Source organism: Roseovarius maritimus (assembly GCF_043355895.2).
Lineage (GTDB): Bacteria > Pseudomonadota > Alphaproteobacteria > Rhodobacterales > Rhodobacteraceae > Roseovarius > Roseovarius maritimus.
This window is the reverse complement of the sequence record NZ_JBHFPF020000003.1, coordinates 191,941-210,590: the sequence shown is the minus strand read 5'-3', so window position 1 is coordinate 210,590 and position 18,650 is coordinate 191,941. Positions and strand designations below refer to the sequence as shown.

General features: G+C 62.9%; 21 protein-coding genes. 19 read left to right on the top strand and 2 right to left on the bottom strand.

Annotation, left to right across the window (positions count from 1 at the left end; translation table 11 throughout):
* Positions 1-30: 30 nt before the first annotated feature.
* The 14 genes from rpsP (at position 31) to ACEWPM_RS08270 (ending at position 10,333) form a co-directional block, all read left to right on the top strand.
* Positions 31-447 (top strand): 30S ribosomal protein S16, encoded by a 417-nt coding sequence (gene rpsP, locus ACEWPM_RS08335; RefSeq protein WP_393961208.1) that lies wholly within the window; start codon positions 31-33, stop codon positions 445-447.
* Positions 448-465: 18 nt separating this feature from the next.
* The gene (gene bluB, locus ACEWPM_RS08330) at positions 466-1,095 is read left to right on the top strand and encodes a 5,6-dimethylbenzimidazole synthase (RefSeq protein WP_393961207.1); all 630 of its coding nucleotides are present in this window, start codon (positions 466-468) and stop codon (positions 1,093-1,095) included.
* Between the two features lie 3 nt (positions 1,096-1,098).
* Positions 1,099-1,233 (top strand): hypothetical protein, encoded by a 135-nt coding sequence (locus ACEWPM_RS08325; RefSeq protein ID WP_393961206.1) that lies wholly within the window; start codon positions 1,099-1,101, stop codon positions 1,231-1,233.
* Positions 1,230-1,751, top strand: a complete 522-nt coding sequence (gene rimM / locus ACEWPM_RS08320; RefSeq protein WP_393961205.1) for a ribosome maturation factor RimM — start codon at positions 1,230-1,232, stop codon at positions 1,749-1,751. The genes ACEWPM_RS08325 and rimM overlap by 4 nt, the downstream gene beginning before the upstream one ends.
* 83 nt (positions 1,752-1,834) lie before the next feature.
* Positions 1,835-1,996 (top strand): DUF1328 family protein, encoded by a 162-nt coding sequence (locus ACEWPM_RS08315; protein ID WP_393961204.1) that lies wholly within the window; start codon positions 1,835-1,837, stop codon positions 1,994-1,996.
* Positions 1,997-2,097: 101 nt separating this feature from the next.
* Positions 2,098-2,895 (top strand): tRNA (guanosine(37)-N1)-methyltransferase TrmD, encoded by a 798-nt coding sequence (gene trmD / locus ACEWPM_RS08310; RefSeq protein WP_393961203.1) that lies wholly within the window; start codon positions 2,098-2,100, stop codon positions 2,893-2,895.
* Between the two features lie 282 nt (positions 2,896-3,177).
* Positions 3,178-3,552, top strand: a complete 375-nt coding sequence (rplS, locus tag ACEWPM_RS08305) for a 50S ribosomal protein L19 (protein ID WP_393932683.1) — start codon at positions 3,178-3,180, stop codon at positions 3,550-3,552.
* Positions 3,553-3,563: 11 nt separating this feature from the next.
* A complete protein-coding gene (gene rpmE, locus ACEWPM_RS08300; protein ID WP_076530896.1) occupies positions 3,564-3,785 on the top strand; it encodes a 50S ribosomal protein L31 in 222 nt (73 codons plus the stop codon).
* A 139-nt stretch (positions 3,786-3,924) separates the two neighbouring features.
* Entirely contained in the window at positions 3,925-4,998 is a 1,074-nt protein-coding gene (gene pheS, locus ACEWPM_RS08295) for a phenylalanine--tRNA ligase subunit alpha (protein ID WP_393961202.1), read from the top strand.
* Between the two features lie 667 nt (positions 4,999-5,665).
* Complete coding sequence (locus ACEWPM_RS08290) at positions 5,666-5,947, top strand: YrhK family protein (RefSeq protein WP_393961201.1); 282 nt, start codon at positions 5,666-5,668, stop codon at positions 5,945-5,947.
* Between the two features lie 71 nt (positions 5,948-6,018).
* The gene (gene pheT / locus ACEWPM_RS08285) at positions 6,019-8,418 is read left to right on the top strand and encodes a phenylalanine--tRNA ligase subunit beta (protein WP_393961200.1); all 2,400 of its coding nucleotides are present in this window, start codon (positions 6,019-6,021) and stop codon (positions 8,416-8,418) included.
* A 17-nt stretch (positions 8,419-8,435) separates the two neighbouring features.
* Positions 8,436-8,882: a YtoQ family protein gene (locus ACEWPM_RS08280; RefSeq protein ID WP_393961199.1), complete on the top strand. Its 447-nt coding sequence runs from the start codon at positions 8,436-8,438 to the stop codon at positions 8,880-8,882.
* A 92-nt stretch (positions 8,883-8,974) separates the two neighbouring features.
* Positions 8,975-9,406 (top strand): large conductance mechanosensitive channel protein MscL, encoded by a 432-nt coding sequence (mscL, locus tag ACEWPM_RS08275; protein WP_393961198.1) that lies wholly within the window; start codon positions 8,975-8,977, stop codon positions 9,404-9,406.
* A gap of 117 nt (positions 9,407-9,523) precedes the next feature.
* Positions 9,524-10,333 (top strand): mechanosensitive ion channel family protein, encoded by an 810-nt coding sequence (locus tag ACEWPM_RS08270; RefSeq protein ID WP_393961197.1) that lies wholly within the window; start codon positions 9,524-9,526, stop codon positions 10,331-10,333.
* A 67-nt stretch (positions 10,334-10,400) separates the two neighbouring features.
* On the opposite strand, the gene ACEWPM_RS08265 is transcribed toward ACEWPM_RS08270, so the two are convergent.
* Entirely contained in the window at positions 10,401-11,003 is a 603-nt protein-coding gene (locus tag ACEWPM_RS08265) for an alpha-ketoglutarate-dependent dioxygenase AlkB family protein (protein ID WP_393961196.1), read from the bottom strand.
* 199 nt (positions 11,004-11,202) lie between these two features.
* Between ACEWPM_RS08265 and dnaK the strand changes: the two genes are divergently transcribed.
* The 3 genes from dnaK (at position 11,203) to ACEWPM_RS08250 (ending at position 15,398) form a co-directional block, all read left to right on the top strand.
* Positions 11,203-13,116 (top strand): molecular chaperone DnaK, encoded by a 1,914-nt coding sequence (dnaK, locus tag ACEWPM_RS08260; RefSeq protein WP_393961195.1) that lies wholly within the window; start codon positions 11,203-11,205, stop codon positions 13,114-13,116.
* Positions 13,117-13,187: 71 nt separating this feature from the next.
* On the top strand, positions 13,188-14,339 hold the full coding sequence (gene dnaJ / locus ACEWPM_RS08255) for a molecular chaperone DnaJ (protein ID WP_393961194.1): 1,152 nt from the start codon (positions 13,188-13,190) through the stop codon (positions 14,337-14,339).
* A 249-nt stretch (positions 14,340-14,588) separates the two neighbouring features.
* The gene (locus ACEWPM_RS08250; protein WP_393961193.1) at positions 14,589-15,398 is read left to right on the top strand and encodes a division plane positioning ATPase MipZ; all 810 of its coding nucleotides are present in this window, start codon (positions 14,589-14,591) and stop codon (positions 15,396-15,398) included.
* On the opposite strand, the gene ACEWPM_RS08245 is transcribed toward ACEWPM_RS08250, so the two are convergent.
* On the bottom strand, positions 15,355-16,254 hold the full coding sequence (locus tag ACEWPM_RS08245; protein WP_393961192.1) for a DMT family transporter: 900 nt from the start codon (positions 16,252-16,254) through the stop codon (positions 15,355-15,357). The two genes, ACEWPM_RS08250 and ACEWPM_RS08245, sit on opposite strands and share 44 nt — an antisense overlap.
* A 115-nt stretch (positions 16,255-16,369) precedes the next feature.
* Here ACEWPM_RS08245 and ACEWPM_RS08240 point away from each other — a divergent pair, with 115 nt between their 5' ends.
* Positions 16,370-16,609, top strand: a complete 240-nt coding sequence (locus ACEWPM_RS08240; RefSeq protein WP_393961190.1) for a hypothetical protein — start codon at positions 16,370-16,372, stop codon at positions 16,607-16,609.
* 84 nt (positions 16,610-16,693) lie between these two features.
* Positions 16,694-18,649: a DNA topoisomerase IV subunit B gene (gene parE / locus ACEWPM_RS08235; protein WP_393961188.1), complete on the top strand. Its 1,956-nt coding sequence runs from the start codon at positions 16,694-16,696 to the stop codon at positions 18,647-18,649.
* Position 18,650: the final 1 nt, after the last annotated feature.

Genomic DNA, 18,650 nt, shown 5'->3' with positions numbered 1-18,650 from the left:
CCGTATCCAAAACCCCAAGGAGACTACCCCATGGCCATGAAAATTCGCCTCGCCCGCGGTGGCAGCAAGAAGCGCCCCCATTATTCCATCGTCGCCGCCGACAGCCGCATGCCGCGCGACGGCCGCTTCATTGAAAAGCTGGGCACCTATAACCCGCTCCTGCCCAAGGACAGCGAAGACCGCGTCAAGATGGACATCGAGCGCGTTCAGGCGTGGATCGAAAAGGGCGCGCAGCCGACCGACCGTGTCGCACGCATGCTCGAGGCCGCAGGTGCCCGTCCCAAGGCCGAGCGCGCCAACATGAAAAAAGCTGTCCCCGGCAAGAAGGCTCAGGACCGCGCGGAAGAGCGCGCTGCCAAGGCCGCTGCCATCGAGGAGGCCAAGAACGCCCCCGCCGAGGCACCTGCCGAGGAAGCGTCCGCCGAAGAGGCCGCAACCGAAGAGTAAGGCCGGGAGCGCGCTGGAATGTCTACGTTCACGCCAGACTTCCAGTCGCAGCTGGCCGATCTGATGCGGTGGCGGCGCGATGTGCGCCGCTTCCGCGCGGATCCAGTGGACGAGGCAGTGCAAGCGCGCTGCCTCGACGCGTTTTGCATGGCACCCTCCGTGGGCCTGAGCGAGCCGTGGCGGATCGTCCATGTCGAGAGCGATGCCGCCCGCGCCGCTGCCCGCATCAATTTCGAGGCTGCCAATGCCAAGGCGCTGGCCGGCTACGAGGGTGAGCGCGCGCAGCTCTACGGCACGCTCAAGCTGTCGGGCATGCGCGACGCGCCGGTGCAACTGGCCATCTTCTGCGACGACGAAACGCCCAAAGGCGCGGGCCTTGGCGCCGCGACCATGCCCGAGATGCGCCGCTATTCGGTGGTGGGCGCGATCACCCATTACTGGCTGGCGGCGCGGGCACAGGGCCTTGGCGTCGGCTGGGTCTCCATTCTCGATCCCGTGCAATTGTCGCGCGATCTGGACGTGCCGGGCGGCTGGTTGCTGATCGCATATCTGTGCATCGGCTGGCCCGAGGCCGAAAGCCTGACCCCCGAATTGCAGGACGCCGGGTGGGAGGCGCGCACGGCGCCGCCCTCTCTGATGCGGCGCTGAGCCATGCTGCGCAAGCTGATCTTCTGGGCGGTTCTCTTTCTTGCGGGATGGGGCTATGGCAAATATCAACACGCGCAGGACTGCGCAGCAGCAGGCGGGCAGGTGACGCGCGGGCTCTGCCGGGGAGAAACGCAATGAGCGAGCATGACGAGATGATCTGCATCGGGGCCATTGCCGGCTCTTTCGGGGTGCGCGGCGAGGTGCGACTGAAGAGCTTCGCGGCGATCCCCGAGGATATCGCCGCCTATGGCCCGCTGACGCCCGAAGGCGGCGGCGCGGCGCACACGGTCACCCTGACAGGGCAGACCAAGGGCGGATTTACCGCGCGCCTGTCGGGCATCACCACCAAGGAGGCCGCCGATGCGCTGCGCGGCGTGCGCCTGATGGTCGCCCGCTCGAAACTGCCCAACCTGCCCGATGACGAGTATTATCACGCCGATCTTGTCGGCCTTGCGGTGCACGACACCGGCGGCACACTTCTGGGGGAGGTCAAGACGGTATTGAACCACGGCGCGTCCGACCTTCTGGAGATCGCCGTGCCCGGCACGCCCGAGACCGTGCTGCTGCCTTTCACTCAGGCCTCCGTGCCCACGGTCGACCTGGCCGGACGCCGCATCGTGGCCGATCCACCCGAGGGGCTTTTCCCGGACGCGTGACGCGCAGGGAACCTTGCGCCGGTCTCACGGGTTAGCGCGCTACGGGCCGGAAAATTGCGGTCCCCAAGCGAAAGGTGTTCCCCATGCTCGAATGGATTCTCATATTGCTGGCCATCGCGGCCATCGCCGCGCTTCTGGGCTTCAACAACCTGTCGGGGCTTGCGCTATCGGGCGCCAAGCTGCTGATCATCGTGGCGCTGGTGCTGTTCCTTCTGGTGCTCTTCGGGGTCATCGCACTCGCCTAGCACCATTCGCCAGGCGCCTATGATCGCACACGAGGGCAGCGCTGTGCCACGGCTGGGCATGGCGCTTGCCAAGGCTGCGCGCGACGCGCTATGGCCAGCGCATGTCGAACCCATCCATCCCTCCAGAGCTGTCCCATGGCCGCAAATCCGTGACGCTCAGCGCCGCGCCGCGCGATCTGCTGGGCGGCCCCCAGCGGCTAGCCCGGGCGTGGCGTGTGCAGGTGATCACGCTGATGCCGCAAGCCTTTCCGGGTATCTTGGGCGAAAGCCTGACGGGCCGCGCGCTCAAGGATGGTTTATGGGAACTGGAGGCGCATGATCTGCGTCAATACGGCATCGGCAAGCACCGCAATGTTGACGACACCCCCGCAGGGGGCGGCGCCGGAATGGTACTGCGCGCCGACGTGATGGGCGCGGCGATCGAGGCCGCTCAGGCCAGCGCCGCACCGGGCACTCCGCTGATCTATCTCAGCCCGCGAGGCCAGCGGTTCGACCAGCAGATGGCGCGCGATCTGGCCGCGGGGCCGGGCATGACCCTGATCTGCGGCAGGTTCGAGGGCTTGGATGAGCGCGTGATCGAACATTACGGCGCTATCGAGGTGTCGCTGGGGGATTTCGTGCTGACGGGCGGCGATATCGCGGCGCAGGCGATGATCGACGCCGCCCTGCGCCTGCGCCCCGGCATTCTGGGCAATGAGGCAAGCGCCGTGGAGGAAAGCCATTCAAGCGGCCTTTTGGAGCATCCGCAGTACACCCGCCCCGCCGAATGGCACGGCCGCACCATCCCCGAGGTTCTGACCTCGGGCAATCACGGCGCGATCGCCAAGTGGCGACAGGACGAGGCCGAGCGCATCACGCAGCAAAGGCGGCCCGATATGTGGGATCGCTATGCAAAATAGCCCCGGAAATACTCCCGCGCGGCTTGCATCGCACGCCCATCTGTCCTAAAGCCCGCGCACCCTGTCTCGGCTATACCCGAGTCGGGTGCCGCATGGCGTGCATCTTTGCCGGTTGATCTTTGCATCCGGGCCGGACATGCCGGGGGCGTTACGTAGATAATGACGATCCGATCTGGGGCGGACTTCTGACAGCGGTCAGGGGGATCCGGACAAGGGCCACCAGCTCTCGGGGCGCGAAACACTTTGCGGATGTTAACCGCAAGCAAACCCAGGAGTTCAGCGATGAACATTATCGCTCAGATCGAAGCGGAACAGATTGCCGAGCTTGGCAAGACCATTCCCGATTTCAAGGCCGGCGACACCGTTCGCGTCGGTTACAAGGTGACCGAAGGCACACGCACCCGCGTTCAGGCCTTCGAGGGCGTCTGCATCAGCCGCAAGAACGGCGAAGGCATTGCCGGCTCGTTCACCGTGCGCAAGATTTCGTTCGGCGAAGGCGTGGAGCGTATGTTCCCCCTCTATGCGACGAACATCGACAGCATCGAGGTTGTCCGCCGTGGCCGCGTCCGCCGCGCCAAGCTGTACTACCTGCGCTCGCGCCGCGGCAAGTCCGCGCGTATCGCAGAGGACACCACCTACAAGCCCAAGAAAGCGTAAGGACCGGTACGATGAAAAAAGACATCCACCCCGATTATCACGAGATCGACGTCAAGATGACCGACGGCACGATCCTGAAAATGCGCTCGACCTACGGCAAGGAAGGCGACCAGCTGTCGCTGGATATCGATCCCACCGTGCATCCCGCATGGACCGGTAGCTCGGGCCGCCTGATGGACAGCGGCGGCCGCGTGTCGAAGTTCAAGAAAAAGTACGAAGGCCTTGGCTTCTGAGCCATTCGCCTTTCGGTATGTGGAAACGCCGCTCCCTCGGGGGCGGCGTTTTTCGTCGGGCCCGCCTGCAGGGCGCTAAGGCTTGCACGCAAGGGGGATGCGCGGTAACTCGCAGGCGATATGGACGAGAGGTGCCCCGATGGACAATCTGCGCGACAAGTATATCCAGGCAATCGCCAGTGCCGCTGACGAGGCCGCACTCGAGGATCTGCGTTTGCAGGCCGTCGGCAAGAAGGGCGAGATCAGCCTTGCCATGCGAAGCCTCGGCAAGATGAGCGCCGAGGAGCGCCAGACCGCCGGTCCCAAGCTGAACGCGCTGAAGGACGAGATCAACTCGGCCCTCGCCGCCAAGAAAGAGGCGCTGGGCGATGCCGCGCTGGACGAGCGTCTGCGCGGCGAATGGCTGGACGTGACGCTGCCCGCGCGCACCCGGCGCCAAGGCACCATCCACCCGATCAGCCAGGTGACCGAGGAAGTGACCGCGATCTTCGCCGATATGGGATTTTCCGTCGCCGAAGGGCCGCAGATCGAAAGCGACTGGTACAACTTCGACGCGCTGAACATCCCCGGCCACCACCCCGCGCGCGCCGAGATGGACACGTTCTATACCCATCGCGGCGAGGCGGACGAGCGCCCACCCCATGTGCTGCGCACCCACACCTCGCCGGTGCAGATCCGCGCGATGCAGGCGCAGGGCGCGCCCATCCGCGTCATCGCTCCCGGCCGCGTCTACCGCGCCGATTATGACATGACGCACACGCCGATGTTCCACCAGATCGAGGGGCTTGCGATTGACAAGGACATCTCGATGGCGAACCTGAAATGGGTGCTGGAAGAATTCGTCAAGGCGTTCTTCGAGGTCGACGATGTCGAGCTACGCTTCCGCGCGTCGCATTTCCCCTTCACCGAACCGTCAGCCGAGGTCGATATCCGCTGCTCATGGGAGGGCGGCACTTTGAAAGTGGGCGAGGGGGATGACTGGCTCGAGATCTTGGGCTCGGGCATGGTGCATCCCAAGGTGCTCGAGGCCGGGAATATCGACCCGAACGAATGGCAGGGCTTTGCCTTCGGCATGGGGATCGACCGGATCGCGATGCTGAAATACGGGATCCCGGATCTGCGGGCGTTTTTTGATAGCGATCTGCGGTGGCTGCGGCATTATGGGTTTGCCGCGTTGGATGTGCCGACGTTGAGAGGTGGGTTGAGTCGCTAAGTGTATTATCTTTGCACCCTGCTGGCACGTTACGTCGATTGGTGCCGCGCTGTTCAGTCCTCGTTACCTCGCTGGTTGATTTTTCTCTTATTCATTTTGGGAATTAGCTCATCGCTTGTTCTCGGCTTGATTGAACTGCCTGAACCTTTGTCCCTGATGATAATCTTATTGGTGTCGTTGCTTCTTGCTCCAGCGTTTGTGGTATTCTTTTATGCTCATTTAACGTACTGGCGCGAGCAGGATGAGATCGAACAAGCCCAACGGAGGCGCACCCTAAAAATAAGGGATTTCCTGAAAAATGCAGGTTGGAAATAGTCTGTGCTCCGTCGGCTTCTGTAAAGCGGGCTAACGCTCGCCAAGCCATGAAGCTGCAAGAGGCTCGATTTCTTAAGTATGAGAATGAACTAACCCAAGCCGGACGCGCACCTGCCCGTGGGGTGGCGCTGCAACGGTTAAACGGCGTGGTTTATGCCTGCCAAGCCCTTCCACCGTCCGAACGACAGCACCCGTCATCGCAGCGCCAGCCCGTCACGCCGAAGGCGTGCCGCCTAAAATTTCGCACCTCTGGTGCGAAGGGACGGGCAGACGCTCGTCCGGCGCCTTCGGCTTGATTCCGGACGAAGGTGCGCTTCTTACTGTCGGTAAAGCCAAAAAAGGAGCCTGCCCCATGCGCCTCTTCAAGCACGAGAACCGCCAGCACTCGGCCGAGAGCAGGCGGCTCTACGCCACTTACGAACTTGCCTATACGATCGTCGATTTCGCCGCTGCAATCTCCTTTCTCATCGGCTCGATCCTCTTCTTCTGGGCCGATTACGAGACGCAGGCGATCTGGCTTTTCGTCATCGGCTCGGTCTGTTTCTGCCTCAAGCCAACGATCCGCCTCATCCGCGAGATCAAACTGCTGGAGATCGGCGATACCGAGGATCTGGCCGAGCGCTACGAGCGTTGAGTGGCCTTTCCCCGCCGCCCCTTCTGCGCTATGCGAGGCGCGACAGATAACGACCCGATGGATGACGGCACATGAAATTCACGATGTCCTGGCTCAAAGACCATCTCGACACGGAGGCCTCCGTCGATGAGATCACCTATGCGCTGACCGATCTGGGCCTTGAGGTGGAGGGCGTCACGAACCCCGCCGCGCGGCTCGCCGACTTCACGCTGGGCCATGTCACCCATGCCGAGCCGCATCCCGATGCAGACCGCTTGCGCGTGTGCAAAGTGGCGACCGGCGAGGGCGAATTGCAGATTATCTGCGGCGCGCCTAACGCGCGCGAGGGCATCACCGTGGTCGTGGCCAAGCCCGGCGTCTATGTGCCCGGCATCGATACCACGATCGGCGTGGGCAAGATCCGCGGCATCGAGAGCTACGGCATGATGTGCTCGGAGCGCGAGATGGAGCTCAGCGATGAGCATGACGGTATTATCGAGCTTCCCTCGGGCGAGGTGGGCGAGCGCTATATCGACTGGCTGGCGCAGAACGATCCGGCCAAGGTCGACCCGGTCATCGAGATCGCCATCACCCCCAACCGCCCCGATGCGCTGGGCGTGCGCGGCATCGCGCGCGATCTGGCGGCGCGCGGTCTGGGCAAGCTGAAGGACGCGCCGACCGCCCATGTCGAGGGCGAATTCCCCTGCCCCATTACAGTGACCATCGACGAGGACACCTCGACAAACGGCTGCGAGGTTTTCGCGGGCCGCCTCATTCGCGGCGTCACCAACGGCCCCAGCCCCGAATGGCTGCAGGATCGCCTCCGCGCCATCGGGCTGCGCCCGCGCTCGACGCTGGTGGATATCACCAATTTCTTCACTTTTGACCGCAATCGGCCCTTGCATGTCTTTGACGCAGGAAAAGTTGCGGGCAATCTTCGCATCCACCGCGCCAAGGGCGGCGAGACGCTGATCGGCCTCGATGAGAAGGAGTATACTTTCTCCGAAGGGCAGGTCGTCATCTCGGACGACAATGGCATCGAGAGCATCGGCGGCATCATGGGTGGCCTCGCGACAGGCTGCACGTCTGAGACGACCGATGTGTTCCTCGAGGCCGCCGTTTGGGACAATGTCCAGATCGCCGCGACGGGCCGCGCGCTGAAGATCAACTCGGATGCGCGCTACCGCAACGAGCGCGGGATCGATCCGGCCTTCAACATGGAGGCGGTGGACCTGGCGGCGCAGATGATCATGGATCTTTGCGGCGGCACGCCCTCGAACCTCGTCAAGGCTGGCAAAGTTCCGGATGTGCGCCGCGCCTACAAGCTGGTGCCTGCACGCGTGCAGTCGCTGGTCGGCATGGAAATCCCCGAATCCGAGCAGCGCCAGACGCTGACGGCCCTCGGCTTCCGCCTCGATGGCGATCTGGCATCGGTACCCAGCTGGCGCCCCGATGTTCTGGGCGAGGCCGATCTGGTCGAAGAGGTCGCACGCATCGCATCCCTGACCAAGCTTGTCGGGCGCCCCCTGCCCCGCGCACAGGCTGGCGTGCCCGCGCCGATCCTGTCGCCCGCGCAAAAGCGCGAGCAAATCGCGCGGCGCACGGCGGCGAGCCTCGGCTACAACGAATGCGTGACTTACAGCTTCATCGACCATGCCAGCGCGACTCTCTTCGGCGGCGGCGATGATGCGACGATGCTGGCCAACCCGATCAGCAGCGAGATGAGCCATATGCGCCCCGCGCTGCTGCCGGGCCTCTTGCAGGCTGCGGCGCGCAACCAGGCGCGCGGTATCTCCGACATGGGGCTGTTCGAGGTCGGCCACGCTTTCCACGGCGGCGAGCCGGGCGAGCAGCATTTGCAGGTGGCAGGCATTTTGCTGGGGCGCACCGGCCCCAAGGATGTGCATGGTGCCTCCCGCGCCGTGGATCTTTACGATGTCAAGGCCGACGCCGAGGCGATCCTGTCGGCCATCGGCGCGCCCGCCAAGGTCCAGATCCTGCGCGGCGCCGACGCATGGTGGCATCCGGGCCGTCACGGCATGATCTGCCTCGGCCCGAAAAAGGTGCTGGGCGTCTTTGGCGAATTGCACCCCAAGGTGCTGCGCGCAATGGGGATCAAGGGCAGCGCCATGGCCTTTACCCTATGGCCCGGCGAGATCCCCCTGCCGCGCAATGCAACCGCAAATCGCGGCGCCGCGCAGATGAACGCGCTGCAGGCGGTCGAGCGCGACTTTGCCTTTGTCGTGGATGCCGACGTCGAGGCGCTGACGCTGGTCAATGCGGCGGCAGGCGCGGACAAGGTGCTGATCGAGGATGTGCGCGTCTTTGACGAATTCATCGGCGGCGCGCTGGGTGAGGGGAAAAAATCCCTCGCCGTCACGGTGCGCCTGCAACCCACCGAGGCCACGCTGAAAGATGCCGATATCGAGGCTGTATCCGCCAAGATTGTTGAAAAAGTCGCCAAGGCGACCGGCGGCACACTGCGAGGCTGATCCATAGGAGAATGACCATGCTGAACGTTTATCTCAGTGGCGAAATTCACACCGACTGGCGGGACCAGATCGAGACGGGCGCAGAGGGGTTGAACGTTCATTTCAGCGCCCCTGTCACGGATCATGGCGCCAGCGACGATTGCGGCGTGGCGATCCTCGGGGCCGAGGCGGACAAGTTCTGGCACGACCACAAGGGCGCGAAACTGAACGCCATCCGCACGCGCATGGGGATCGAGGAGGCCGATGTCGTCGTCGTGCGCTTTGGCGAGAAATACAAGCAATGGAACGCGGCCTTCGATGCGGGCTACGCTGCGGCGCTGGGTAAGTCGCTGATCATCCTGCAGCCGGAAGAGCATGACCATGCGCTGAAAGAAGTGGACGCTGCCGCGCTGGCCGTTGCGCGCACACCCCAGCAGGTGGTCCAGATCCTGCGCTATGTCGTGGACGGCACGCTGCCCACGTAACGGCAATTCTTACCTCCCGCTGATCCGATTTATGCTAAACTCCTTGCGCAGGCGCGCAAACGCGCCGCATCATCTGGGATAGTGGGATATTTATGCTCAATGAATTCAAGGACTTCATTGCCAAGGGCAATGTCATGGACATGGCGGTCGGCATCATCATCGGCGCGGCGTTCACGGCCATCGTCACGTCGATGGTCGGCGATCTGATCAATCCGATCATCGGCCTCTTCACCGGCGGCGTCGATTTCACCAATAATTACGCCGTTCTGGCGGGTGACGTGCCCGCCGGTGCCTCGCTTGAGGCCGCGCGCGAGACGGGGGCATCCATCTTTGCCTATGGCGCCTTCCTGATGGCCGTCATCAACTTCCTGATCATCGCCTTCGTCGTCTTCATGCTGGTCAAATACGTCAACAAGGTAAAGTCGCTTGCCGAAAAGCCCGACGAAGTTGCGCCCAAAGTGCCGACCGGCCCCTCGGAAAAGGATATCCTGATCGAGATCCGCGACGCGCTGAAAACGCGCTGAAGTCTTGCCACCACCTGACCAAGGCCCCGGAACCTCCGGGGCCTTTCGCCGTTGGGCCGGGAAGGTTATAGCGGCATTCAATCAATTATTTAGGGTTTGAAGGGGATTATCAGTCCTATGGAAGGTTTCTTGGATCAATTGGGCGGCTACGCGCCGCTGGTCGTCAACGCGGTCAAGGCGCTGGTCGTCCTTATCGTTGGCTGGATCGTGGCGGGCCTCGTCGGCAGCTTCGTGCGCCGACAGGTGCGCAAGCATCAGCGCATTGACCAGACGTTGGGGAATTTTGCCGCCACCGTCGCGACCTGGGCCATTCGCATCATGGTGCTGCTGGCGGTGCTGAACCTCTTCGGCATCGAGGCGACCAGCGTCGTCGCCGTTCTGGGTGCCGCGACCCTTGCTATCGGCCTTGCCCTGCAAGGCACGTTGGCCGATCTGGCGGCAGGGATCATGCTGGTGATCTTCCGCCCCTACAAGCTGGGCCAATATGTCGATATCGGCGGCACCAGCGGCACGGTCTCGGAAGTCGCCCTGTTCTTCACCGAGTTGACGACACCGCAGAACGTGCAGATCATCGTGCCCAACGGGCAGGCATGGGGATCCATCATCACCAATTACTCGGCGCATGACACAAGGCGCCTCGATCTGACATTCGGCATCGATTATTCCGACAGCGCCGATACGGCGATGCAGATCATTCTTGAAAACGCCCGCGCGGATGACCGTGTGATGCAGGATCCCGAGCCTTGGGCGCGGGTGACCAATCTTGGCGACAGCTCGGTCGACATTACCGCGCGGCTCTGGACATCGACCGCCGATTTCTGGAACGTCAAATTCGAGCTGACCAAGGCGATCAAGGAAGATTTCGACGCGAAGGGCATCTCGATCCCCTTCCCGCATCAGGTGAATGTCGAGCCGAAAAAGGCGTAGGCGTCCGGCTTCATCCTGGTAAAAGGACTCAAATCCCGCCGCCCGCTCCGCATTGCAGGTGGCGGGATCAGTCCACCACGCGGCAGGTCAGGTTGATCCGCCCGCCGCCGCCAAGCAGCGAGGACGAGCCGAACCTGATCCGATCGACCCCGTGATAGGTCAGCCGCGCGTCGCCGCCCATCACCACCACATCGCCCGAGCGCAGCCAATGCGACACGGTCTTGCCCCCGCGCGCCGTATTGCCGATCCGCAGTAGCCCGTCATCGCCCAACGAGATCGAGAGCACCGGCCAGTTGAAATCCACCTCGTCCCGGTCCTGATGCAGGCCCATCCGCGCGCCCTCGCCGTAGTAATTGACGAGGCAGCAGTCAGGATCGCGCGCATCGCTGACCAGATCACGCCAGATTTCCAAAACGGCCGCCGGGATCGGGGGCCACGCCCGCCCGTCAGGATGCGCCGCCGAATAGCGATAGCCCGAGCGGTCAGACACCCAGCCATAGCGCCCGGCCGAGGTCATGCGCACGCTCATCTGGCGGCCCATCGGCGTCATGGGGCGCATCAATGGCGCGGCCGCCACCACATCACGCAGCGCCGCCACCAGCGCCGCCTGCGCCTCGGTTCTCAGATAGCCCGGTAAAATGCGAAAACCGCGCAGGTCAAGTTCGGTCATATCGCACCCTCGCTGCATCTTTTGCGGAAAAACTGCAAATCGCCTGACGCTCCACCGCTTGCAGGGCCTTCTCGCCCTCCCTATATACGCCCGGAAGCGTTGACCCGCAAACATGGGTCAAGCCTTACTGAACCGGGGTCCGGATGCCGTAACGGGTCTGACCTCGCCTATATCGCCTGAAGAGAAAGGGATGAAATCCATGTCCAAAGTTATTGGTATCGACCTCGGAACCACGAATAGCTGCGTTGCCATCATGGATGGCCAGACGCCTCGCGTGATCGAAAACTCGGAAGGGGCGCGCACGACCCCGTCCATCGTCGCCTTCACCGAGAATGAGCGCCTCGTTGGCCAGCCAGCCAAGCGTCAGGCCGTCACCAACCCCGAAAACACCGTCTTTGGCGTCAAGCGTCTGATCGGCCGCCGCGCCGATGACAGCGATCTGGCCAAGGACAAGAAGAACATGCCCTTCACCGTCATCGACGGCGGCAATGGCGACGCATGGGTCGAGGCGCGCGGCGAGAAGTATTCGCCCAGCCAGATCAGTGCGTTCATCCTGGGCAAGATGAAGGAAACCGCCGAGAGCTATCTGGGCGAGGAAGTTACGCAGGCCGTCATCACCGTGCCCGCCTATTTCAACGACCAGCAGCGCCAGGCCACAAAGGACGCGGGCAAGATTGCCGGCCTCGAAGTGCTGCGCATTGTGAACGAGCCCACCGCAGCCGCGCTGGCCTATGGTCTCGACAAGAAAGAAGAGCAGACGATCGCGGTCTATGACCTCGGCGGCGGCACATTCGACGTGACCATCCTGGAAATGGCCGAGGGGTTCTTCGAGGTGAAAGCCACCAATGGCGACACGTTCCTTGGCGGTGAAGACTTTGACATGCGCATCGTCAATTACCTGGCGGGCGAGTTCAAGAAAGAGCATAACGTCGACCTGACGCAGGACAAGATGGCCCTGCAGCGTCTGAAAGAGGCGGCGGAGAAGGCCAAGATCGAGCTGTCGAGCTCGAGCCAGACCGAGATCAACCAGCCGTTCATCTCGATGTCCTCGAACGGCCAGCCGCTCCACATGGTCATGAAACTGACCCGCGCCAAGCTGGAATCGCTGGTGGGCGATCTCATCAAGGCGTCGCTCAAGCCGTGCCAGGCCGCGCTCAAGGATGCGGGCCTTTCGGCAAGCGACATCGACGAGGTCGTTCTGGTCGGCGGCATGACCCGCATGCCCAAGGTGATCGAAGAGGTGACCAAGCTCTTTGGCAAGGAACCGAACAAGGGTGTGAACCCGGATGAGGTCGTCGCGATGGGCGCCGCCATTCAGGCTGCTGTCCTGCAGGGCGATATCAAGGACGTCGTCCTTCTGGACGTGACGCCCCTCTCCTTGGGCATCGAGACGCTGGGCGGTGTCTTTACCCGCCTGATCGACCGCAACACGACCATCCCGACCAACAAGAGCCAGGTCTTCTCGACCGCCGAGGATAACCAGAACGCCGTGACGATCCGGGTGTTCCAGGGCGAGCGTGAGATGGCGGCCGACAACAAGATGCTGGGCCAGTTCAATCTGGAGAACATCCCGCCCGCACCGCGCGGCATGCCCCAGATCGAGGTGACGTTCGATATCGACACGAACGGCATCGTTTCGGTTTCGGCCAAGGACAAGGGCACGAACAAGGAGCACAAGATCACGATCCAGGCTTCGGGCGGTTTGTCCGAGGAAGACATCGAAAAGATGGTCAAGGATGCCGAGGAGAATGCCGAGGCCGACAAGGGCCGCCGCGAGCTGGTCGAGGCCCGCAACCAGGCCGAAAGCCTGATCGACTCGACCGAGAAGTCGATGGAAGAACACTCGGACAAGGTGGATCCCACCACGATCGAAGCCATCGAACTTGCCATCTCGGCGCTCAAGGAAGACCTTGAGAAGGATGACGCGGCCAAGATCAAGTCCGGTATCCAGAACGTCTCGGAAGCGGCAATGAAGCTGGGCGAGGCCATCTACAAGGCCAGCCAGTCGGAAGACGATGGCAGCCCCTCCGCTGCGGATGAGGCTGGCGGCAACGGCGATGACGACATCGTCGATGCCGATTTCGAGGACCTCGACGACAACAAGCGCGCGTGATGCGCCGCTGAGAAACATTCGGGCCGGTCTGCTAGGCCGGCCCGTTTCGTTTCAGGTTTAGGAGGTCCCCAATGGCCAAACGCGATTATTACGAGGTTCTGGGCGTCGCGCGCGGGGCTTCTGCTGACGAGGTGAAAAAGGCCTATCGCCAAAAGGCGCGCGCCCTGCACCCCGACAGCAACAAGGACAATCCCCACGCCGAGACCCAGTTCAAGGAAGTGGGTGAGGCGTATGACGTCCTGAAGGACGCCGAGAAGAAGGCCGCTTATGACCGGTTCGGCCATGCCGCCTTCGAAGGCGGAATGGGCGGCGGCGGTCGCGGCGGGCATCCCGGTGCACACGGCCAAGGCGATTTCGCCAGCGCTTTTTCAGACGTGTTCGACGATCTCTTCGGCGATTTCATGGGCGCGCGTGGTGGCGGTGGACGACAACGGGCCGCGCGCGGCTCGGACCTGCGCTACAACATGCGCGTCACACTGGAGGAGGCCTACAAGGGTCTGCAAAAGACGATCAACGTTCCCACCTCGGTCCAGTGCAACTCCTGCGACGGATCGGGCGCCGAGGGTGGCGCCGAGCCGACGACCTGCCCAACCTGTTCCGGCATGGGCAAGGTGCGCGCGCAGCAAGGCTTCTTTACGGTCGAGCGGACCTGCCCGACCTGCTCGGGCATGGGCCAGATCGTCCAGAACCCCTGCAAGGCCTGCGGCGGCCAAGGCCGCGTTGAAAAGGACCGCGCGCTGAGCGTCAACATACCCGCCGGCGTCGAAACCGGTACGCGCATTCGCCTGTCGGGCGAAGGCGAGGCCGGCATGCGCGGCGGGCCTCCGGGCGATCTTTATATTTTCATCGAGGTGTCCAAGCACCCGCTCTTTGAGCGTGAAGAGACCAACCTTTACTGCAACGTGCCCGTCTCGATGATCAGCGCCGCAATCGGCGGTGATATCGAGGTGCCCACCATCGACGGTGGCCGCAGTAAGGTAAAGATCCCCGCTGGCAGCCAGTCTGGTCGCCAGATGCGCCTTCGCGGCAAGGGCATGCCTGCCCTGCGCGGTGGCGGCGCGGGCGACATGTTCATCGAACTGGCGGTCGAGACGCCGGTGAACCTGACATCCAAGCAAAAAGAACTGCTCCGCGAGTTCGAGGCCCTGTCCGAGGACAACAACCCCGAGAGCAAGACCTTCTTCAAGTCGGTCAAGTCCTTCTGGGACAGCATGAAGGGTTGAAACCCTCGCCTTGCCGAACTACCCAAGGCCCTGCCCCACAAGGCGGGGCCTTTTTCGATATACCGCCAAGGCCTCACGGGCGCTTGCACGGCACGCGGCCACACGCCACTGTTCCAAACCTGCACCGGACGCAGAAACAACCACATTTCAAGCGCCAACTTCCGGCTGGTGCCCTTTCCTATTGCCCATGTGCGATATACTATGCCGCAAACGCCCCAAGCCGAGGGCGTGGGCAAGGGATCTTGGGACATGGCGCATATCATCGTCGTCGGAAACGAAAAGGGCGGCGCGGGGAAATCTACGGTGTCGATGCATGTCGCCACCGCTTTGGCGCGGCTGGGCTTCACTGTCAGCGCGCTGGATCTGGATCTGCGCCAAAAAACGTTCGGCCGCTATGCCGAGAATCGTAAGACCTATATGGCCAAGTCAGGTCTGTCATTGCCCAGCCCTTTCTATCATGACCTGCCCGAGGTCGATCAGGCGGCCCTCGGCCCCGGTGAGAACATGTATGACCGGCGCCTCTCCGAGGCAGTCGCCTCGCTGGAGCCGGACAGCGATTTCATCGTGATCGACTGTCCCGGCTCGCACACGCGCCTCAGCCAGGTGGCTCATAGCCTGGCCGACACGCTGATCACGCCGCTCAATGACAGCTTTGTCGATTTCGATCTGCTGGCCCATGTGGATGCCGACGGGACCAAGATCCTGCGGCCCTCGGTCTATTCCGAGATGGTCTGGAACGCGCGGCAGCTACGCGCGCAGGCAGGGCTCAAGCCGATCGACTGGATCGTTGTGCGCAACCGCGTCGGCGCTCAGGCCATGGTGAACAAGGAAAAGATGGGCGCGGCGCTGGACAACCTGGCCAAGCGCATCGGGTTTCGCACGGCCCCCGGCTTTAACGAGCGGGTGATTTTCCGCGAGCTCTTTCCGCGCGGCCTGACCCTGCTGGATCTCAAGGATGTGGGCGTCAAGCAGCTGAACATCTCGAACATCGCCGCACGTCAGGAGTTGCGCGATCTTATAGCGGCGCTGAAGCTTCCGGGGGTCGAGGCGAAGTTTTGACACGTCTGCGCCTGAGCGCGACCACGTTCGAAACCAGCAGCGCCCCGATGATCAGCCCCCCGCCGGCAAGCGCCCATGGGCCGGGATCCTCGCCGATCACCGCCCAAACCAGGATCGGCGCCAGCACGGATTCCAGCAAGATCAGCAGCGACACCTCCGCCGAGGCCAGATAGCGCGGGCCCAGCGTCAAGAGACTTGTCGACAGCGCGATGAACGTGCCATGCGCCGCGACCAGCGGCCATTGCGACGGCACGGCCTGGCCCGGCACGGCCCAGATCAGCATGACCAGTGCCGAGAGCAGATAGGATACCGGAATCGCAGGGATCATCGAGGTGGCCCGGACCTTGCGGATCGTTGTCAGCGCCCCGGCAAAACTGGCCGAGACCGCCAGCGCAATAACGTCCCCCTGCCAGCTGGCGGTCGCATTCTCCCCGCTGCCATAGGCGATGATGCCAAGGCCGGGCAGAACGGCAGCCATGGTCAGAACCATGCGCCGGCTGAATGCCTCGCCCAGAAAGATGCGGCTGAAAAGGGCGGCAAAGACCGGGATCGAGGCAAAGATGAAGACAACATTCGCGACGCTGGTCAGTGATATCGCCATGACGAACCCGGGCGCCGTCGTAGACATGAGCAGCGTGTAGAGAAGGCCCGCTCGCCCCGTGCGCAAAACCGCCCGAAACCCAGCAAGACCTTGAAACAAAAGGCATCCAACTAGAATGAGACTACCCGAGACCGCCGCCCGCCAGAACGTCGTGGTGGCCGGATCCGCCTGAATGAGGCGCACGAAAAGGGAGTCGGGGACCAGCATCATCACACCGAGCGCGGTGATCAGGAGGCCCTTCAAATGTTCGCTCATTAGGAATTTGTTGATGGGAATCGGCACAAAGTAAAGCGATAGCGCGGATCTGCCATCCGCGCGGAACAGGGGGCCGGATGCCGACATTTTGCCGCAGATGCAAGAGGAGCATACCATGATGTCGCTCGTTCAGGTGATCTGGCTCGGCCTCTCGGCCGGCATCTTTGCCATCTGGGCCTGCACGCTCTGCGCGCTCCTTCCGGCGCTGAGGCGCCGCGCATCCGGTACAGCGATGTTGACGATGACAACGGCCTGCGCCGACCTGATGCGCGCGCAGATCCTCGGTCGGCTGGCCGCTCTGACGGTGGCGCTGCTGATGCTAATCGGCCTTGACCTGCTGATATGGCCACCATGAGCGGTGAGGACGACGCGGTTCTTCCAACCGGCGCGCGGCTCTGTCATAATCGAACAAACTCAAAAAGAGCGAGCAGCGCACCCCATGTCCGACCTCCTGACCGCCGCCACCTCCTCGGGCGACTATGATGCATCCTCTATCCAGGTCCTCGAGGATATGGAGCATGTGCGCCTGCGCCCCGGCATGTATATCGGCGGCAAGGATGACCGCGCCCTGCATCACATGGTGGCCGAAATCATCGACAACTCGATGGACGAAGCGGTGGCCGGTCATGCCACCTGGATCGAGGTCGAACTGCACGAGAATGGACATGTCTCGGTGCGCGACAACGGGCGGGGCATCCCCACTGGGCCGCACCCCAAGGACCCGACGAAATCCGCGCTCGAAATCATCTTTTGCACGTTGAATGCGGGCGGCAAATTCTCGGGCGACAGCTATCAGACCTCGGGCGGCCTGCATGGCGTCGGCTCGTCTGTCGTCAACGCGCTGTCGGATCATCTGCGTGTCGAGGTGGCCCGCAACAAGGAGCTGTTCGCGATGGAATTCTCGCGCGGTCTGCCCGTCGCGCCGCTGGAGAAGATCGGCGCCGCCCCCAACCGGCGCGGCACCTCCGTCACCTTCCATCCCGATCCCGAGATTTTCGGCTCGCTGAAGCTGAAGCCTGCGCGCCTTTTCAAGATGGCCCGCTCCAAAGCGTATCTGTTCTCCGGTGTCGAGATCCGCTGGAAGACCGGCATCGACGATGGCGAAACGCCGCGCGAGGCCAAGTTTCACTTCCCCGGCGGCCTCTCGGACTACCTGATCGAGGCGATGGGCGGTGCGACCACCTATGCCGACACACCCTTCGCCGGTTCGGTCAGCTTTGAGAAATTCAAGGTGCCGGGCAAAGTCGAATGGGCGATCAACTGGACGCCCGCGCGCGACGGCTTCATCCAGTCTTACTGCAACACCGTTCCCACGCCAGAGGGTGGCACGCATGAGGCCGGTTTCTGGGCCGCCATCCTCAAGGGCATCAAGGCTTACGGCGAGCTGGTGAACAACAAGAAGGCCGCGACGATCACCCGCGAGGATCTGATCACCGGCGCCGGCGCGCTGGTCTCGTGCTTCATCCGCGAGCCGGAGTTCGTCGGCCAGACCAAGGACCGCCTTGCCACGGTCGAGGCACAGCGCATGGTCGAAAACTCCGTGCGCGACCATTTCGACAACTGGTTGGCCGCAGACACGAAATCAGCGGGCGCGATCCTCGATTTTCTCGTCTTGCGCGCCGAAGAGCGTCTGCGCCGCCGCCAGGAAAAGGAAACCCAGCGCAAGACCGCGACCAAGAAACTGCGCCTGCCCGGCAAACTGGTGGATTGCTCGTCGAACACCCGCGATGGGACCGAGCTCTTTATCGTCGAGGGGGATTCCGCGGGCGGTTCGGCCAAGATGGCGCGCGATCGCAAGACACAGGCCCTCTTGCCCCTGCGCGGCAAGATCCTGAACGTGCTCGGTGCCGCCAGCTCGAAACTGGGCAGCAATCAGGAAATCAGCGATCTGACGCAGGCCCTTGGGGTCGGTCTGGGCTCGAAATTCAACCTCGACGATCTGCGCTATGACAAGATCATCATAATGACCGATGCCGATGTCGATGGCGCCCATATTGCGTCGCTTCTGATGACCTTCTTCTTCACCCAGATGCGGCCGATGATCGACGCGGGCCACCTCTACCTTGCCTGCCCGCCGCTCTACCGCCTCAGCCAGGGCGCGCGCCGCGTCTATTGCCTGGACCAGGCCGAGCGCGATGCTTGGATGGAAAAGGGTCTGGGGGGTAAGGGCAAGATAGACGTCAGCCGCTTCAAGGGTCTTGGCGAGATGGACGCCAAGGACCTCAAGGAAACGACGATGGATGCCAAGTCCCGCAAGCTGATCCGCGTCACCATCGACGAGGATGAGCCGGGCGAGACCGGTGATCTGGTCGAGCGTCTGATGGGCAAGAAGCCCGAGCTGCGGTTTCAGTACATTCAGGAAAACGCACGCTTTGTCGAAGAGCTGGATGTTTGAG

What these genes read in the sequence shown, in the direction of transcription:
- trmD (WP_393961203.1), top strand. Translation starts at nt 2,098, where the DNA reads ATGTCGAACCCATCCATCCCTCCAGAGCTGTCCCATGGCCGCAAATCC.
- ACEWPM_RS08245 (WP_393961192.1), bottom strand. Translation starts at nt 16,254, where the DNA reads ATGAGCGAACATTTGAAGGGCCTCCTGATCACCGCGCTCGGTGTGATG.
- mscL (WP_393961198.1), top strand. Translation starts at nt 8,975, where the DNA reads ATGCTCAATGAATTCAAGGACTTCATTGCCAAGGGCAATGTCATGGAC.
- parE (WP_393961188.1), top strand. Translation starts at nt 16,694, where the DNA reads ATGTCCGACCTCCTGACCGCCGCCACCTCCTCGGGCGACTATGATGCA.
- ACEWPM_RS08315 (WP_393961204.1), top strand. Translation starts at nt 1,835, where the DNA reads ATGCTCGAATGGATTCTCATATTGCTGGCCATCGCGGCCATCGCCGCG.
- rplS (WP_393932683.1), top strand. Translation starts at nt 3,178, where the DNA reads ATGAACATTATCGCTCAGATCGAAGCGGAACAGATTGCCGAGCTTGGC.
- ACEWPM_RS08250 (WP_393961193.1), top strand. Translation starts at nt 14,589, where the DNA reads ATGGCGCATATCATCGTCGTCGGAAACGAAAAGGGCGGCGCGGGGAAA.
- ACEWPM_RS08290 (WP_393961201.1), top strand. Translation starts at nt 5,666, where the DNA reads ATGCGCCTCTTCAAGCACGAGAACCGCCAGCACTCGGCCGAGAGCAGG.
- dnaJ (WP_393961194.1), top strand. Translation starts at nt 13,188, where the DNA reads ATGGCCAAACGCGATTATTACGAGGTTCTGGGCGTCGCGCGCGGGGCT.
- dnaK (WP_393961195.1), top strand. Translation starts at nt 11,203, where the DNA reads ATGTCCAAAGTTATTGGTATCGACCTCGGAACCACGAATAGCTGCGTT.
- ACEWPM_RS08270 (WP_393961197.1), top strand. Translation starts at nt 9,524, where the DNA reads ATGGAAGGTTTCTTGGATCAATTGGGCGGCTACGCGCCGCTGGTCGTC.
- rimM (WP_393961205.1), top strand. Translation starts at nt 1,230, where the DNA reads ATGAGCGAGCATGACGAGATGATCTGCATCGGGGCCATTGCCGGCTCT.
- bluB (WP_393961207.1), top strand. Translation starts at nt 466, where the DNA reads ATGTCTACGTTCACGCCAGACTTCCAGTCGCAGCTGGCCGATCTGATG.
- pheS (WP_393961202.1), top strand. Translation starts at nt 3,925, where the DNA reads ATGGACAATCTGCGCGACAAGTATATCCAGGCAATCGCCAGTGCCGCT.
- ACEWPM_RS08280 (WP_393961199.1), top strand. Translation starts at nt 8,436, where the DNA reads ATGCTGAACGTTTATCTCAGTGGCGAAATTCACACCGACTGGCGGGAC.
- ACEWPM_RS08265 (WP_393961196.1), bottom strand. Translation starts at nt 11,003, where the DNA reads ATGACCGAACTTGACCTGCGCGGTTTTCGCATTTTACCGGGCTATCTG.
- pheT (WP_393961200.1), top strand. Translation starts at nt 6,019, where the DNA reads ATGAAATTCACGATGTCCTGGCTCAAAGACCATCTCGACACGGAGGCC.
- ACEWPM_RS08240 (WP_393961190.1), top strand. Translation starts at nt 16,370, where the DNA reads ATGATGTCGCTCGTTCAGGTGATCTGGCTCGGCCTCTCGGCCGGCATC.
- rpmE (WP_076530896.1), top strand. Translation starts at nt 3,564, where the DNA reads ATGAAAAAAGACATCCACCCCGATTATCACGAGATCGACGTCAAGATG.
- rpsP (WP_393961208.1), top strand. Translation starts at nt 31, where the DNA reads ATGGCCATGAAAATTCGCCTCGCCCGCGGTGGCAGCAAGAAGCGCCCC.
- ACEWPM_RS08325 (WP_393961206.1), top strand. Translation starts at nt 1,099, where the DNA reads ATGCTGCGCAAGCTGATCTTCTGGGCGGTTCTCTTTCTTGCGGGATGG.